General features: G+C 69.8%; 16 protein-coding genes. 10 read left to right on the forward strand and 6 right to left on the reverse strand.

All coding sequences use genetic code 11. The annotated features are described in order from the left end of the window. Positions 1-2: 2 nt before the first annotated feature. The 4 genes from nadC to AC3CBB_RS11195 form a co-directional block, all read right to left on the reverse strand. Positions 3-899 carry a carboxylating nicotinate-nucleotide diphosphorylase gene (nadC, locus tag AC3CBB_RS11180; RefSeq protein ID WP_488624621.1) on the reverse strand — a complete coding sequence of 299 codons (897 nt, stop codon included), beginning with the start codon at positions 897-899 and terminating at the stop codon, positions 3-5. Next, positions 889-2,436: an L-aspartate oxidase gene (nadB, locus tag AC3CBB_RS11185; RefSeq protein ID WP_488624622.1), complete on the reverse strand. Its 1,548-nt coding sequence runs from the start codon at positions 2,434-2,436 to the stop codon at positions 889-891. The genes nadC and nadB overlap by 11 nt, the downstream gene beginning before the upstream one ends. 1 nt (position 2,437) lies before the next feature. Further along, a complete protein-coding gene (gene nadA, locus AC3CBB_RS11190; RefSeq protein WP_488624623.1) occupies positions 2,438-3,748 on the reverse strand; it encodes a quinolinate synthase NadA in 1,311 nt (436 codons plus the stop codon). A 72-nt stretch (positions 3,749-3,820) separates the two neighbouring features. Further along, positions 3,821-4,513, reverse strand: coding sequence for an NUDIX hydrolase (locus tag AC3CBB_RS11195; protein ID WP_488626741.1), 693 nt, complete (start codon positions 4,511-4,513; stop codon positions 3,821-3,823). A 127-nt stretch (positions 4,514-4,640) separates the two neighbouring features. On the opposite strand from AC3CBB_RS11195, the gene AC3CBB_RS11200 reads away from it, so the two are divergent. From AC3CBB_RS11200 to AC3CBB_RS11225, 6 genes are all read left to right on the forward strand, one after another. Next, on the forward strand, positions 4,641-5,519 hold the full coding sequence (locus AC3CBB_RS11200) for an alpha/beta hydrolase fold domain-containing protein (RefSeq protein ID WP_488624624.1): 879 nt from the start codon (positions 4,641-4,643) through the stop codon (positions 5,517-5,519). A gap of 43 nt (positions 5,520-5,562) precedes the next feature. After that, positions 5,563-6,420 carry a shikimate dehydrogenase family protein gene (locus tag AC3CBB_RS11205; protein ID WP_488624625.1) on the forward strand — a complete coding sequence of 286 codons (858 nt, stop codon included), beginning with the start codon at positions 5,563-5,565 and terminating at the stop codon, positions 6,418-6,420. After that, a complete protein-coding gene (gene aroD / locus AC3CBB_RS11210) occupies positions 6,417-7,196 on the forward strand; it encodes a type I 3-dehydroquinate dehydratase (RefSeq protein WP_488624626.1) in 780 nt (259 codons plus the stop codon). Before AC3CBB_RS11205 ends, aroD begins: the two co-directional genes overlap by 4 nt. Before the next feature lie 197 nt (positions 7,197-7,393). After that, positions 7,394-7,771 (forward strand): ArsR/SmtB family transcription factor, encoded by a 378-nt coding sequence (locus AC3CBB_RS11215; RefSeq protein WP_488624627.1) that lies wholly within the window; start codon positions 7,394-7,396, stop codon positions 7,769-7,771. After that, a complete protein-coding gene (locus AC3CBB_RS11220) occupies positions 7,771-8,679 on the forward strand; it encodes a cation diffusion facilitator family transporter (protein WP_123505393.1) in 909 nt (302 codons plus the stop codon). The genes AC3CBB_RS11215 and AC3CBB_RS11220 overlap by 1 nt, the downstream gene beginning before the upstream one ends. 193 nt (positions 8,680-8,872) lie before the next feature. Then, positions 8,873-9,916 carry a hypothetical protein gene (locus AC3CBB_RS11225; RefSeq protein WP_488624628.1) on the forward strand — a complete coding sequence of 348 codons (1,044 nt, stop codon included), beginning with the start codon at positions 8,873-8,875 and terminating at the stop codon, positions 9,914-9,916. Positions 9,917-9,996: 80 nt separating this feature from the next. On the opposite strand, the gene AC3CBB_RS11230 is transcribed toward AC3CBB_RS11225, so the two are convergent. Together AC3CBB_RS11230 and AC3CBB_RS11235 are read right to left on the reverse strand one after the other, a co-directional pair. Further along, positions 9,997-11,160 carry a Gfo/Idh/MocA family protein gene (locus AC3CBB_RS11230; RefSeq protein ID WP_488624629.1) on the reverse strand — a complete coding sequence of 388 codons (1,164 nt, stop codon included), beginning with the start codon at positions 11,158-11,160 and terminating at the stop codon, positions 9,997-9,999. A 187-nt stretch (positions 11,161-11,347) separates the two neighbouring features. Beyond that, a complete protein-coding gene (locus tag AC3CBB_RS11235) occupies positions 11,348-11,971 on the reverse strand; it encodes a superoxide dismutase (RefSeq protein ID WP_488624630.1) in 624 nt (207 codons plus the stop codon). A gap of 137 nt (positions 11,972-12,108) precedes the next feature. Here AC3CBB_RS11235 and soxR point away from each other — a divergent pair, with 137 nt between their 5' ends. The 4 genes from soxR to AC3CBB_RS11255 all read left to right on the forward strand — a co-directional run bounded on the left by soxR (position 12,109) and on the right by AC3CBB_RS11255 (position 14,263). After that, positions 12,109-12,558: a redox-sensitive transcriptional activator SoxR gene (gene soxR, locus AC3CBB_RS11240; RefSeq protein ID WP_488624631.1), complete on the forward strand. Its 450-nt coding sequence runs from the start codon at positions 12,109-12,111 to the stop codon at positions 12,556-12,558. A 17-nt stretch (positions 12,559-12,575) separates the two neighbouring features. Beyond that, entirely contained in the window at positions 12,576-13,034 is a 459-nt protein-coding gene (locus AC3CBB_RS11245) for an acyl-CoA thioesterase (protein ID WP_488624632.1), read from the forward strand. 65 nt (positions 13,035-13,099) lie between these two features. After that, entirely contained in the window at positions 13,100-13,483 is a 384-nt protein-coding gene (locus AC3CBB_RS11250; protein ID WP_488624633.1) for an antibiotic biosynthesis monooxygenase family protein, read from the forward strand. 135 nt (positions 13,484-13,618) lie between these two features. Next, a complete protein-coding gene (locus AC3CBB_RS11255; protein WP_123505399.1) occupies positions 13,619-14,263 on the forward strand; it encodes an MOSC domain-containing protein in 645 nt (214 codons plus the stop codon). Positions 14,264-14,279 lie beyond the last annotated feature (16 nt).

The following is a 14,279-nucleotide window of genomic DNA, read 5'->3' on the forward strand; positions in this document are numbered from 1 at the left end:
CGTCAGGCGTCAGCGCGGGCGAACCCGGCGGGCGTGCGTCCGGCAGGAACGTCGACGTCGATGTCGAGCCCGAGGTCGAGCGCGCGCACGCTGTGGGTGAGCGCGCCGACCGAGATGAGGTCGACCCCGGACGCCGCGATGGCGGCGACGGTGGTCAGGTCGACCCCGCCGCTCGCCTCCACGAGGGCTCGTCCGGCCACGAGCTCGACTCCTGAGACGAGGTCGGCTGACGAGAAGTTGTCGAGCATGATCGTGTCGACGCCCGCCGCGAGCACGGCCTCGATCTGGTCGATGCGGTCGACCTCGACCTCGACGTGGGTGGTGTGCGAGAGCTTCCCCTTCATGGCGAGGAGGGCCTCGGTGACGGTCAGCCCCGACGCGATCAGGACGGCCAGGTGGTTGTCCTTCACGAGCACGGCGTCCGACAGCGAGAAGCGGTGGTTGCGCCCCCCACCCGCGACGACGGCGTCGCGCTCGAGGGCGCGGAGCCCCGGTGTCGTCTTGCGGGTGTCGACGATCTGGGCCCGGGTGCCCTCGGTGAGAGCGACGTACTGGGCCGTCAGAGTGGCGATGCCGGAGAGTCGCTGCGTCAGGTTGAGAGCGACTCGCTCGGCCCGGAGCAGAGAGCGGGCCGAGCCGCGAAGCACGGCGAGCGTCTGGCCCGCCACGAAGGCGTCGCCGTCGGCGGCCAGGAGCTCGACCTCGGCGAGCGGGTCGACCTGGCTGAGAGTCGCGACGAGCACGCGCGTCCCGCTCAGGACGCCGGGCTCGCGAGCCACCACGGCCGCCGTCGCGGTCGCCGTCTCAGGAATGAGGGCCTCGCTCGTGACATCGCCCCAGGGGGCGTCCTCTCGGAGCGCGGCGCGGACGACCTGCAGGATCGCGTCGTCAGTGAGCATGCTGGGGAACCTCTCGTGTCCACGTGATGGCGTGGGTGAACTCGTCGGATGGGAAGGGGAAGTCGGCCCGGTAGTGGGCGCCGCGCGACTCCTCGCGGGCGAGGGCTCCCGCCAGCACGAGGCGGGCCACGTCGAGCAGGTTCGTCGTCTCAGGATCATCGGTCGGCGCTGTGGCACCCGCGAGGGTCGCGGCGGCGGCGAGCATCGTCTCTCCTGACCGCTCGACGCCGGCAGCCGACCACATGAGGTGCTGAAGATCCGGGCGCAGGAACTCGCGCCTACCCCCGCCTTCCGCACCGGTCGGGGCGGGCCCGGGTGCCTCCACCTCGCGTTCCTGCGTCGTCGGAATCTCGTCGGCCGCGATCGCCTCGATCGCGCGCCAGCCGAAGACCGCGGCCTCGAGCAGCGAGTTCGAGGCGAGTCGGTTGGCCCCGTGAATACCGGTCGAGGCCACCTCGCCGACCGCGTAGAGGCCGGGGAGCGACGTACGCCCGCCGAGATCGGTCGAGATGCCGCCCATGAAGTAGTGCGCGGCGGGCGTGACCGGGATCGGCTCGGCGGCCCAGTCGAGTCCGGCGTCGCGCGTCGCGCGCGTGATGGTCGGGAAGCGCTTCTCGAGCGTCTCGCGGCCGAGAGCGGTGGCGTCCAGGTGGACGGGGAGTCCTGCCTGCAGGGCCATCTGCCGGGCGATGCCGCGCGCCACGACGTCGCGCGGGGCAAGCTCGGCGCGACGATCCACGCCGGTCATGAAGCGTCGGCCGGCGGCGTCGAGGAGCACGGCGCCCTCGCCTCGGACGGCTTCCGAGATCAGGAAGCTGCCCGGCACAGCCAGCGCCGTGGGATGGAACTGGTAGAACTCGAGGTCGTCGACGCGCGCACCGGCACGCCAGGCGGCTGCCAGGCCGTCGGCCGTCGCGCCCGCCGGGTTCGTCGTGAACTCGAAGAGCTGCCCGGCGCCACCCGTGGCGAGCACGACCGCGTCGGCGCGAATCTCCTGCGGCTCCGTGCCCTCGCCGACACGAGCCATGAGCCCGGCGACGCGAGGTTCTCCGTCGGCGGTGATCAGGAGGTCCGTGACGAATGCGTGCTCGACGACCTCTACCCGCGATGCCGCAAGCCGCGCGATCAGGGCCAGGACGATCGCCCTGCCGGTCGCGTCGCCGCCGGCGTGGAGGACGCGCGCGCGGCTGTGCGCCGCCTCGAGACCCCGGGAGAATCCTGATTCGTCGCCGTCGAAGCGAACGCCCCAGCGGACCAGGTCGGCGATTCGAAGGGGACCGTCGCCGCACAGAGCCTCGACGGCGGCGAGCACCGACAGTCCGGCACCGGCGGCCAGGGTGTCCTCGACGTGCAGCTCGACGGTGTCGTCATCGAAGACTGCCGCGGCGATTCCTCCCTGCGCATAGCGGGAGTTGCTCTCGTCGAGCGCGCCCTTGGTCAGGAGCGTGACGCTGTGGCCCAGTGCGTCGGCGTGGAGTGCCGCCGTGAGACCGCCGAGCCCCGACCCGACGACGACGATGTTCCTGAGTTTGGCCATGTCAGACCGAGACCGTGTGGTTCGGCTTGGCGGCGAGCATCCGCTCCAGCGCGACGCGGGCGGGCTCGGCGACGTCGTCAGAGACCTGAATTCGGTTGAGCACCTCGGCGGGCCGGTCGGCCGTGCCGATCAGCGCCTCGAGTGCCCAGGCGATGTAGCCGGGGTGGATTCGGTACATCGTCGAGCACGGGCAGACGACCGAGTCGAGGCAGAAGATCGTGTGCTGCGGGTACTGCTGTGCCAGACGCTGGACCAGATTGATCTCGGTGCCGATCGCGAAGGTCGAACCGGCGGGAGCCGCCTCGATGGCCTTCACGATGAAGTCGGTCGAACCGTACGAGTCGGCGGCGTCGACGACGAGCATCGGGCACTCGGGGTGCACGATGACCTGCACGTCGGGGTGCTCGGCGCGGGCCTGCTCGATCTGGGCGACGGTGAAGCGCTTGTGCACAGAGCAGAAGCCGTTCCAGAGGATTACCTTCGCGTCGTCGAGTTCCTGAGATGTCGACCCGCCGAGCGGTTTGCGAGGGTTCCACAGGGGCATGCTCTCGAGCGGGATGCCCATGGCCTTGGCAGTGTTGCGGCCGAGGTGCTGGTCGGGGAAGAACAGCACGCGGCGGCCCCGGGCGAAAGCCCATTCGAGAACGGTCTCGGCGTTCGACGAGGTGCAGACGATCCCGCCGTGACGGCCGCAGAAGCCCTTGAGGTCGGCGGCCGAGTTCATGTAGGTGACTGGGATGACCGGAACTCGTCCTGATTCGTCGACGGCCGTCATGTCGCCGTAGATGCCCTCGAGCTGCTCCCAGGCCGCCTCGACGCTGTCGATGTCGGCCATGTCGGCCATCGAGCAACCAGCCGCGAGGTTCGGCAGGATGACCGCCTGCTCGGGCGTCGAGAGGAGGTCGGCGGTCTCCGCCATGAAGTGCACGCCGCAGAAGACGATCGCCTCGGCATTGGGCGACGCCTTGGCCTTCACCGCGAGCTGAAAAGAGTCGCCCACGTAGTCGGCGTACTGCACGACCTCGTCGCGCTGATAGAAGTGGCCGAGCATCAGGACGCGGTTGCCGAGGATCTCCTTCGCCGCGAGGATGCGGCGGTGCAGCTCGTCGGCCGACGCCTCGCGGTACTCGGCCGGTATCTCGCCCTGGAGCGGCGAGCGCGCCGGGATCGCGTCGAACATCGATGAGCCGGGGCCGTAGGAGGGCACACCCGTGTCGAACGCCCACGGCGCCTCGCGGAGGTCGGTGGTGCAGACGGCGCCGGGGGCCTCACCGTTGGTGATGCGGCGGATCGTGGTGTCGACGGAGGTCATGGTGCGGCTTTCTTCGGTCGTCGGATGACTGGGGTGTGCGCTACGTCAGGAAGGAGGTCCGGCGCTCGGGTCTCAGGTGCGCCCGAGCGGATTGGGGTCGACGAGGTCGACTGCGTGGTTGTAGCGATAGAGGCGCGGGGGCCGGTGCGGGGTGCCGGTCAGGAACTCCCCCGTCGGCACGACGGAGTCGCTCGACTCGACCATGCGGCGGAAGTTGGCCGGGTCGAGCTCGCGTCCGAGCACCGCCTCGTGCACCTCGCGCAGGCCGGCGAGCGTGAAGGTGTCACCGATGAAGGCGTGGGCGATCCGGCTGTACTCCATCTTCGTGCGGAGCCGCCAGAGGGCGTAGTCGACGATCGTCCGGTGGTCGAAGGCGAGTTCAGGAAGGTCGTCCGCGTCGAACCAGCACACGTTCGGGTCGCTCTGCACGAGCGCCGTGGTCGCATCGTCGGCCGCGTTGGCCCGCGACACGAGTGCCCAGTACACGATCGACACCACGCGCTCGGCCAGAGACCGGCCTCGCGCGCCGAACGCGTAGAGCTGCTCTAGATAGGTCGGCGACAGCGCCGTCGTCGTCACGAGGTGGCGACGGGCCGCGTCGGCCAGGTCCTCGTCGGGCGCGAGCGGGCCACCCGGCAGGGCCCAACGTCCGCGGTAGGGCTCCCGGATCCGGCGCACCAGAGGGATATGCAGAGCCATGCGCCCAGTCGAGTCGGACGGCATCAGCGAGAAGACCACCGTCGAGACCGCGAGCGCAGGAGACATGCTCGCCAGCGTGGAATCGCTCACATTGTCACCCCTCGCCGGCCCTCGCAGTTAATGTCTACCTGAATCTAACCCTTAAAGTCACCACGACCCACTACTTTCTCCCGATCTGGCTAGGCTCGGGCCCATGTCGGTTCTCCTGAGCGCCACCCGCCGCCTTCTCGTCCTGCGGGGGCGGAGCACGGCCGACGCCGGGACGCTCCGCCGCGCGATCGACAACCGCGGCACCGCCGCCCCGATCCCCGCAGGCCTCCGCAAGGTCGCGTCCGTGACCGAGGAGCTCGTCGCCGGCCACCGGCTCGTCACGCTCACTCCCCTGTCGAACCCGTCGGGAGCGCACCTCATCTACACGCACGGCGGCTGCTACGTCTTCCCCCTCGTCGGGCCGCACTGGGGCATCCTGGCCGGGCTCATCGCCCGCACCGGCCTGAGCGTGAGCGTCCCCCTCTACGGGCTCGCGCCGGAGTTCACCGCGGTCGACGCCTATCCGTTCCTGAACGAGGTCGCCGAGCGGGCACGCGACGACCACGGCGACCGCGTCTTCCTCGGCGGCGACTCCGCGGGGGCCGGCCTGGCGCTCGGCCAGGCCATGGCCCAACGCGACGCCGGACTCCCTCCGGCGCGCGGCGTCGTCCTGATCTCCCCCTGGGTCGACGTGACCATGTCGAATCCCCGGGTGCAGGAACTCGCCCCGCTCGACCACATGCTCGCCCCCGCCGGGCTGGTGGAGGCCGGCCGACTCTGGGCCGGGGGCCTCGACCTGCGCGACCCGCGCGTCAGCCCCCTCTACGGCGACCTCTCAGGACTTCCGCCCGTGCACACCTACCAGGGCGACCGCGACGTGTTCCTCGCCGACGCAGAGCTCCTGACTCGCGGCATCCGCGACGCCGGTGGCGAGGCCGAGCTGAGAATCACGCGCGGCGGCTTCCACGACTTTCCGGGCGCACCGTGGCTCCCGGAGGCACGGCTCGCCCTGGATCGGATCGCTGACGTCCTGAGGTCGTGACCCGAGCCCCTGACTTCGGCGACCCGCTCAGTAGGGTTGTCGCATGCGTCTCGCCGTCCTCGGCTCCCCCATCGAGCACTCCCTCTCGCCCACCCTGCAGTCGACGGCGTACCGCCTCCTCGGGCTCGACCACGAGTACGGACGGCGCGAGGTGGCGTCGGGCGAGCTCCCTGACCTCCTGAACTCGCTCGACGACTCCTGGCTGGGTCTCAGCCTGACCATGCCGCTCAAGCGCGAGGTCGTGGCGATGCTCGACTCGGCGTCGCCGCTGGTCCGACAGTTGGGTGTCGCGAACACGGTCGTCTTCTCAGGCACGGGGGCGGGCCGCACGATGGCCGGGCACAACACCGACGTCGACGGCATCACGCGCGCGATCTCGGAAGCGCACGAGGGGCGGCACGAGCGCGTGGCGATCCTCGGCGGAGGTGCGACGGCCGTCTCGGCGCTGACAGCGGCCCACGAGCTCGGGGCGCGCTCGGTGTCGGCGTTCCTGCGCGATCCCTCCAAGGCGCAGGAACTCGAGGCGGTCGCCTCGGCCCTCGACATCGCGTTCGCCGTCGACTCGCTGTCGAGCGCCCCCGCGAGCGGACCCCACGATTTCGTCATCAGCACTCTCCCCGGCGGGGTTCCGCTTCCGGAGATGACGCCGTCGTCGCCCGATGCCGTCCTGCTCGACGTCGCCTACGACCCCTGGCCGAGCCCCCTCGCCTCGGCCTGGCGGGCCTCGGGCGCCACCGCCGTCAGCGGGCTCGACATGCTCGTGGAGCAGGCGATCGGGCAGATCCGTCTCTTCACGGGACGGGCTCAGGACGAACCCCTCGCTGGCGAGACGGGAATCAGGCAGGCCATGCGGGAGTCCGTGGGGCTTGCACCATCGGCCGCCGGTAGCCTCGACTCGTGACCGAGACCTTCCGCCCCGCGTCCCTCCGAGGCTTGATGCTGGGCGCCGGCGCACCCAAGATCATCGTCCCGATCGTCGGCGCGAGCCTCGACGCGGTGCGCACGACCGTGGGCGGGCTCGCCCGCGACGACTACGACCTCGTCGAGCTGCGCGTCGACCACTTCGACGACGTCGAGCACCACACGGAGGTGCTCGAGCTCCTCGAGACGGTGCGCGAAGAGCTGCCTGACGACGTCCCGGTGCTGTTCACGTTCCGCTCGAAGCCGGAGGGCGGGGCACGCGACATCGATCCCCGCGACTACGAGTCGCTCCTCCGTCTCGCGATCCACTCCGGACTCGTCGACGCGGTCGACGTCGAGATGTTCACCGAGCTCGGATCGCTCGAGCGCCTGGTCAACGGCGCCCACGAGGCCGGAGTCGCCGTGATCATGTCGTCGCACGACTTCGAGCGCACGCCGCCGGTCGCGCAGATCGTCGCGCGGCTGACCCTCCAGCAGGATCTCGGAGCGGACGTGGTCAAGATCGCCGTCATGCCCAATACTCCTGGCGACGTCCTGACCCTGCTGCAGGCGACCGCGGAGTTCACCTCGACCAGAGCCGTGCGCCCAGCGATCACCATGTCGATGGGGCCGCTCGGTGTCGTCAGCCGCCTCGCCGGCGAGACCTTCGGATCGTGCGCGACGTTCGGATCCGCCGGCACTGCGAGCGCGCCCGGCCAGGTCGACGCGCATGAGATGCGCGCCGTGCTGCAGCTGGTCCACGCGGCGCAGGGCTGACCTGCGGCCGCGCTCGCGCGGAGGTGCGGTGCGCTTGCGGTGCGGTGCGGCCTCGCTGCGGCGGCGGTGCGCGCAACTCAGGCGATCCGCTCCCGCAACCGCGTTGATCCGCGCGCTGCCGACCCCAACGCGCCCGTTTTCCTGAATAAAGGCGCAATTCCATTGCCCGCAGGCGATCACCGTGCAACTATCTACGCATGCTCGAAGATTCGCAGGTGATCGCCGACGATGCGGCCGCACTCGACGACGACATCACGGACGACACCTTCGTGGAGGTCGCGGTCGAGGTGTTCGCGATGCTCGCCGATGCGACACGGGTGCGGCTCGTCCTCGCGCTCGACTCAGGAGAGCTGTCGGTCAACGCCCTCGCCGAGCGGGTGGGCAAGTCGCCCACCGCCGTCTCGCAGCACCTCGCGAAACTCAGGATGGCGCGCATGGTCTCGACCCGTCAGAACGGCAACCGCGTGTTCTACCGGCTCGTCGACACGCACGTCTCGAAGCTGGTCCAGGACGCCATCCATCAGGCCGAGCACACGGTGGGCGCCCCGATCCGGCACCACCACGGGGAGGGCTGATGTCACACGACCACGGGGCGGCGACGTCGTCCCGCACCCGCTTGTCGATCGCCCTGGCGATCACGTCGGTCATCCTGATCGCCGAGGTCGTCGGAGCCGTCACCACCGACAGCCTCGCGCTGCTCGTCGACGCCGGCCACATGCTGACCGACGTCGCGGGGCTCACCGCGGCGCTCGTCGCCGCGGGGCTCATGTCCCGTCCGGCGACATCGGCCCGCACCTGGGGCTATCGCCGCGCCGAGGTACTCGCCGCGCTGGGCCAGGCCGCCGTGCTGCTGGCCGTCGGCATCTACGCGCTGGTCGAGGGCGTGCAGCGACTGCTCGCCCCGCCCGAGGTGCCGTCGTCGTCGCTTCTGATCTTCGGGATCATCGGCCTCGTCGGCAACGTCGCCTCTCTCGCCGTCCTGTCGTCGTCCCGTGGCGAGAACCTGAATCTGCGCGCGGCCTTCCTCGAGGTCCTGAACGACGCCCTCGGCTCGGTCGCCGTCATCGCCGCTGCCATCCTGATCTCGCTGACCGGCTGGACCCGCGCCGACGTGATCGCCGGCATGCTCATCGCCGTCCTGATCATCCCCCGCACGGTCGGTCTCCTCCGCGAGACCACGGGCGTCCTGCTCGAGTCGACACCCCGTGGTCTCGACCTCGAAGCCGTCCGCACGCACATGCTCGAGCTGCCGCATGTCCGCGGCGTCCACGACCTCCACGCGTCGCAGATCGCGACGGGCCTGCCCATCCTGAGCGCGCACGTCGTCGTCGAGCAGGGCTGCTTCGAAGACGGGCACGCGCCCCGGATCCTCGACGACCTCCAGTCGTGCGTGCTGGAGCACTTCAGCGTCCAGATCGAGCACTCCACCTTCCAGCTCGAGCCGGTCGCGCACCAGGCGCACGAGCACGTCGACCACGCCTAGGCCGGCGGCGCGTACTCAGGCGATCTGAGCAAGCCAGGGCGCAGGAACTCGGGTCCCGCGCCCCGCCGGCGACAACCCTCCTGAGCAGGCCCCGGACCGCCGGGGTTATCCCCACCTTCGCCGCCCGGAGAAGTTATCCACAGATCCGCCGACGATGCTCCACGGCGCCGTCACGGTCGCGAACCTTGTCGGCATGAACCAGAGCACACTCCAGTCCGTCCACCAGTACGTCCTCGACAACGGCGGCGCCCTCCCTCGGCGCGACCTCCCGTTCAGCAGTCGCACATTGACCCGGGCCGTCCGCAGCGGCGCCGTCCGGCGGGCCCGGCGAGGCTGGTACACGACCTTCACCGAGGCCGATCCGAGATTCGTCGCTCTGCGAGTCGGCGGTCGTCTGACCGGCATCGCTGCTCTCGTCCTGCTCGGCGCCTGGACCTGGCAGACCGACATCCCGTTGGCGGTGTCCGTCCCGCGCAACGCCGCGCGACTCCGACGGGTGCCGGGCGTCCGCGTCGTCCACGACCGTCAGCACGTCGTCGACCGGGGCGACCACACGGTCGTCGATGCGAGGGACGCCCTTCGGCGGGCCCTCCTCGACTCGTCGTTCGAGGCCGCCGTCGCCCTGTGGGACTGGGCCCGGCGCTCATCGCTCTACAGCGTCGACGATCTGCGGGAGGTGCTCGACAGCCTTCCCGCCGACGCCCGCGGGGTGGCCACCTGGTCGGACGCCGAGTCGCAGAGCGTCCTGGAGTCCGTCGCGAGGGTCCGGTACATCGCCGATGGCCACCACGTCGAGGCGCAGGTGGCGGTGAGCACGGGTCAGTCGATCGATCTGGTGGTGGACGGCGTCGTCGCTGTCGAGCTGGACGGCCGCGAGTTCCACCAGTCGACGTTCGAAGCCGACCGGACGAAGGACCTCGCGATCGCCATCGACGGCAAGATGCCGCTGCGCATGAGCTCGACGATGGTTCGCCACGCATGGGACCAGATCCGGCTGGCGACGACGCGAGCCGTCCAGCGGCACCTCGGCGACTCCACGGCAGCCATCGGCGTGCGACCGCTCCGACGGGTCCGGCCTCGCGGTCGGCGGCCCTGGCGGTGCCGCATCAGCCCCGCGGCGATCGATGAGGCTCACCTCGCGGCGCCCCGGGGGAGGCTCACCTCGTCCGAGGTCCGAGCCCAGCGGGATGCCGACGCCATGAGCTCCCTCGCGCGGGCCGGCCGGGCTTGTTCGTGAGCCTGGAACTGATGAAATCTCCGGCTTGCGACGTAGACCACCTGCTCCGCGACCAGAACGAGCTCACGCCAGACGACAGCTCACGAGGCCCGACTTCCGGCGAACACGGAGACACCATCGGGAATCGGGATCCAGGACGACGACGACGCGCTCTCGAGCACCGCATCGATGATGCGGGCGGCGCGAGCGCCATCGGCGAAAGTCGGGAGCCCCTCAGGGGCCCCGCCCCGCACAGCCGTGTAGGTGTCGGCGAGGAAGGCCGCGAAGGCGTCAGGATATCCCTGCGGGTGGCCCGAAGGCACGAGGTTGAGCCGCGCCTGATCGGCGGAGACGTCACCCGAGGCCCTGTGCAGGATCGTCGACGACGCCTCCCCGCCGATCCAGACGCTGTCGGGGTTCTCCTGGTCGAAGACCGCAGAGCCGGCCGATCCGTCGACCTCGACCCAGAGGCGGTTCTTGCGGCCGGCGCTGACCTGCGAGATCACGGTGTTGGCGGTGCGGCCCGACGCTGTGCGGAAGGTGGCGATGGCGGTGTCCTCTGTCGTGACCTCCCGGATCGGCGCAGAGCCGTCCGACGCGCCCCCGAAAGACAGCCCAGAAGGTTCAGGACGCATCGGGTACACGATCGACGTCGTCGCCGATACCTCGGTGAAGCGCTCACCCGAGATGAACTCGGCCAGGTCGCACCAGTGCGAGCCGATGTCGGCGAAGGCGCGGGACCGACCGCCGGCCCCCGCGTCGACCCGCCACGAGGACGACTGCGGATCGAGCAGCCAGTCCTGCAGGTACGAGCCATGGACGAGGAGGACGTCGCCGAACTCTCCGGCGATGCGCCGAGAGCGGAGCTCGCGGACGAGGGGGTGGTAGCGGTACGCGAAGGGAACGGTGGCGACGACCCCGGATGCGAGTGCGGCAGCCTCGAGTTCCTGCGCCTGATCGGCCGTCATCGCGAGCGGCTTCTCGCACACGACGGCGACACCGGCGCGGATGGCCTGCATGGCGTAGTCGAAGTGGGTGCCATTCGGGGTGCAGATCTGAATCACGTCGGGCGAGTCGACCAAGAGGTCGTCGAAGGCCGCGTATGCCCTGGGAACGCCCCACTGCGATGCGAACTCGGTGGAGCGGGACGGCGACGAGCCGAGGACTCCGATGACCTCGGCACCCGCGTCTCGGGCGGCTCGCCGGTGGACTGCGCCGATCATACCGGTACCGATGATGGCGACACGCAGCGGTGTGGGAACCATGAGTGATCCTTCGAGATTCGGAGACGGTCTGCTCTGATCTAACCGAGACTTCTGCCGACTGTCAATCAAAAGTCCGGCTCGCTACGCCAGAAGTCGGACGGGAGAGAGGCCGTCGAGGCCGAGGCCGTCGAGGCGCCACGCACAAGCGCCCGCCACCGTGAGGTGACGGGCGCTGAGGCACGAACGACTAGAGGACGATGAGGCCGTCGGTCTTGGTCGTGGCGGCTGTGTAGCGGTCCTGGACGTTCTGCCAGGAGACGATGTTCCAGAACGCCTTGATGTAGTCGGCGCGGACGTTCTTGTAGTCGAGGTAGTAGGCGTGCTCCCAGACGTCGAGCATCAGCAGGGGCACGAGGCCGAAGGGCACGTTGCCCTGCTGGTCGAAGAGCTGGAAGATGCTGAGCTTCTGGCCGACGATGTCGTAGGCGAGGACGGCCCAGCCGGAGCCCTGGACGCCGAGGCCGACCGCGGTGAAGTGCGCGACGAACTGGTCGAACGAGCCGAACTGGTCGTCGATGACGGACGCGAGGTCGCCGGTGGGCTTGTCGCCGCCGTCCGGGGACATGTTGGTCCAGAAGATGGAGTGGTTGACGTGGCCGCCGAGGTTGAACGCCAGGTCTTTCTCGAGCTTGTTGACGTTCGCGAGGTTGCCGCTCTCGCGGGCTTCGGCGAGCGCCGCGTTGGCGGTGTTTGCGCCGGTGACGTAGGTCGCGTGGTGCTTGGAGTGGTGCAGCTCCATGATCTGGCCCGAGATGCTCGGCGCGAGGGCCGAGTAGTCGTACGCAAGGTCGGGAAGAGTGTATTCAGCCACTGTTGTCGCTTTCTCTTGGGTGTGCCGCCGGATTGGGCGGTGCATTCCGCGGTGATTCGGAGTCGTTTCCAGCCTAGGATCTCAAGTGCACTTGAGGTCAAGCTCCCACTCAGGTGAGAACTCGGTTTGGACGACACATGACGAAGACCGCAGGAGACGCCCTCTCCATCGGGGAGCTCGCAAAGCGCTCCGGCGCCACTCTGGCGACGATCCGCTTCTACGAGTCGAAGGGCCTGGTCCAGTCAACTCGCACGGTCGGCGGAACGCGCATGTTCCCGCGCCACGCCCTGCGACGCGTCTCGATGGTGCGGCTCGGAGTCCGGTTCGGCATCCCGCTCGCCGACATCGCGGCGATGTTCGACTCGCTCCCGGTTGATCGCGCGCCATCCCGCGCCGACTGGCAGCGCATCTCGAACGCCTGGAACACCCATGTCGAGGAGCGCCTCGCCACGCTCACCCGGATGCGCGACCAGCTCACGGACTGCATCGGCTGCGGTTGCCTGTCGCTCGGAACCTGCTCCCTCCTGAATCCTGAGGACGAGCTCGCGGGCGACGGAGCGGGCCCCCAACGAGTCCTGCCCTCCTGATTCGCTACGATCGACGCATGTCAGTACATGAGGGCGACCCCGCAGGAACTCGGGTTCCCGCGTCCGATCCCGACTCCATCAACTTCCGCACGCGCAAGTGGGTCCGTCCTGAAGACCTGAATGCCAACGGGTCGCTGTTCGGCGGGTCCCTGCTCCGCTGGATCGACGAGGAGGCCGCGATCTACGCCATCCTCCAGCTCGGCAACGGCTTCGTCGTCACGAAGTACATCTCCGAGATCAACTTCGTGTCGAGCGCAGTCCAGGGCGACCTGATCGAGATGGGCCTGCGCGCGACGCATTTCGGCCGGACGTCGCTCACCATGCGCGCGGAGGTGAGGAACATGGTCACGCGCCAGAGCATCCTGACGATCGACAAGATCGTCTTCGTGAACCTCGGACCCGAGGGCCTGCCCCTGCCCCACGGCTACACCGACATCACCTACGACCGCGACCGGATCCCAGGGTCCATGGCCTGAAGCGCGCACCAAGACGTGCTCGCTAGGCTGACGCCGTCCTCCCGAAATCGAGCCGAAGAGAGCCCATGTCAGTCGTCAAGATCAACGCCATCCATGTTCCCGAGGGCCACGGAGCCGAGCTCGAGAAGCGCTTCGCCGCTCGCAAGCACTCGGTCGACGGCGCCGCCGGCTTCGAGGGCTTCCAGCTGCTCCGCCCGATCAAGGGCGACGACCGCTACTTCGTGGTGACGACGTGGGCCGACGAGGCCAGCTTCCAGGACTGGGCCGAGAACGGCGCCAAGGCGGCCCACGGCCACGGCGGCCCGGCCCCGCACGGCGACGGACACGGCGCCGGACACGCCGACAGCGCCGGACACGGCGCCCAGGCTGCGGCGGCCGACGGAGCCACCGCGCCCACGCCTGTCGCCACGGGCGCCGACCTCCTCGAGTTCGAGGTCGTCGAGCTCTAGCCCGGAAGGGGCGAGCCGGAGCGGCGGTGGCGGGTGCGGAGACGGACGCCGGGCGCGGCTGCGGTGCGGCTCGGCGGCGGTTCCGCAGTTCCTGCGCCCCTGGTCGTCTCGTCGACCGGATGGCACCATGGAGGCATGCCCGCCATCACCGCCGTCTGCCGTGTCGCCCGCCTGCGTCCTGACTCGGGGAACGTCGGCGTCACCGCCATCGACAAGACTCCCCTCGACGAGCCCGTCGCCGTGAGGAAGCTCGGCGTCTACGGCGACGTCCAGGCCGATCGCACGCACCATGGCGGGGCCGACAAGGCGGTCTATGCCTTCTCGGACGAGGATGCCGCCCACTTTGCAGGATTGCTCGGGCGCGAGATCGCCCCCGGCCTGTTCGGCGAGAACCTCAGGACCACCGGGGTCGACGTGGGCGGGGCCGTCATCGGCGAGCGCTGGCGGATCGGCGACGCGCTCGTGCTCGAGGTGACGATGCCCCGAACGCCCTGCGCCACCTTTGCCCGCCGCATGAAGGAGCCGCGCTGGGTGAAGCGATTCACCGCCGAGAACAGGACGGGCGCGTACCTCCGCGTCGTCTCCTCAGGTTCGGTGTCCGCAGGCGACCCCGTGATCGTCACCGACCGGCCGTCGCACGGCATCACCATCGCCGAGTGCTTCGCGGGCCTGAGCCCGGATCGGGCGCGACTCCTGGTCGACGCAGCCGACGGCGGCTCGTTCGTCGCTCAACCGGTGCTCGACGTCGCGGTGAAGGCTCTCCGGCGCGTCTCTGCCTGAGTCGGGCTCCACCCGC

The organism is Frondihabitans sp. OV104 (genome assembly GCF_057787745.1).

Bases quoted from the DNA above. Each gene is read 5' to 3' on its own strand.
- AC3CBB_RS11245 (WP_488624632.1), top strand. From the start codon at position 12,576: ATGTCAGTACATGAGGGCGACCCCGCAGGAACTCGGGTTCCCGCGTCC.
- nadC (WP_488624621.1), bottom strand. From the start codon at position 899: ATGCTCACTGACGACGCGATCCTGCAGGTCGTCCGCGCCGCGCTCCGA.
- AC3CBB_RS11250 (WP_488624633.1), top strand. From the start codon at position 13,100: ATGTCAGTCGTCAAGATCAACGCCATCCATGTTCCCGAGGGCCACGGA.
- AC3CBB_RS11255 (WP_123505399.1), top strand. From the start codon at position 13,619: ATGCCCGCCATCACCGCCGTCTGCCGTGTCGCCCGCCTGCGTCCTGAC.
- AC3CBB_RS11225 (WP_488624628.1), top strand. From the start codon at position 8,873: ATGAACCAGAGCACACTCCAGTCCGTCCACCAGTACGTCCTCGACAAC.
- AC3CBB_RS11230 (WP_488624629.1), bottom strand. From the start codon at position 11,160: ATGGTTCCCACACCGCTGCGTGTCGCCATCATCGGTACCGGTATGATC.
- nadB (WP_488624622.1), bottom strand. From the start codon at position 2,436: ATGGCCAAACTCAGGAACATCGTCGTCGTCGGGTCGGGGCTCGGCGGT.
- AC3CBB_RS11215 (WP_488624627.1), top strand. From the start codon at position 7,394: ATGCTCGAAGATTCGCAGGTGATCGCCGACGATGCGGCCGCACTCGAC.
- AC3CBB_RS11205 (WP_488624625.1), top strand. From the start codon at position 5,563: ATGCGTCTCGCCGTCCTCGGCTCCCCCATCGAGCACTCCCTCTCGCCC.
- nadA (WP_488624623.1), bottom strand. From the start codon at position 3,748: ATGACCTCCGTCGACACCACGATCCGCCGCATCACCAACGGTGAGGCC.
- soxR (WP_488624631.1), top strand. From the start codon at position 12,109: ATGACGAAGACCGCAGGAGACGCCCTCTCCATCGGGGAGCTCGCAAAG.
- AC3CBB_RS11220 (WP_123505393.1), top strand. From the start codon at position 7,771: ATGTCACACGACCACGGGGCGGCGACGTCGTCCCGCACCCGCTTGTCG.
- AC3CBB_RS11195 (WP_488626741.1), bottom strand. From the start codon at position 4,513: ATGTCTCCTGCGCTCGCGGTCTCGACGGTGGTCTTCTCGCTGATGCCG.
- AC3CBB_RS11200 (WP_488624624.1), top strand. From the start codon at position 4,641: ATGTCGGTTCTCCTGAGCGCCACCCGCCGCCTTCTCGTCCTGCGGGGG.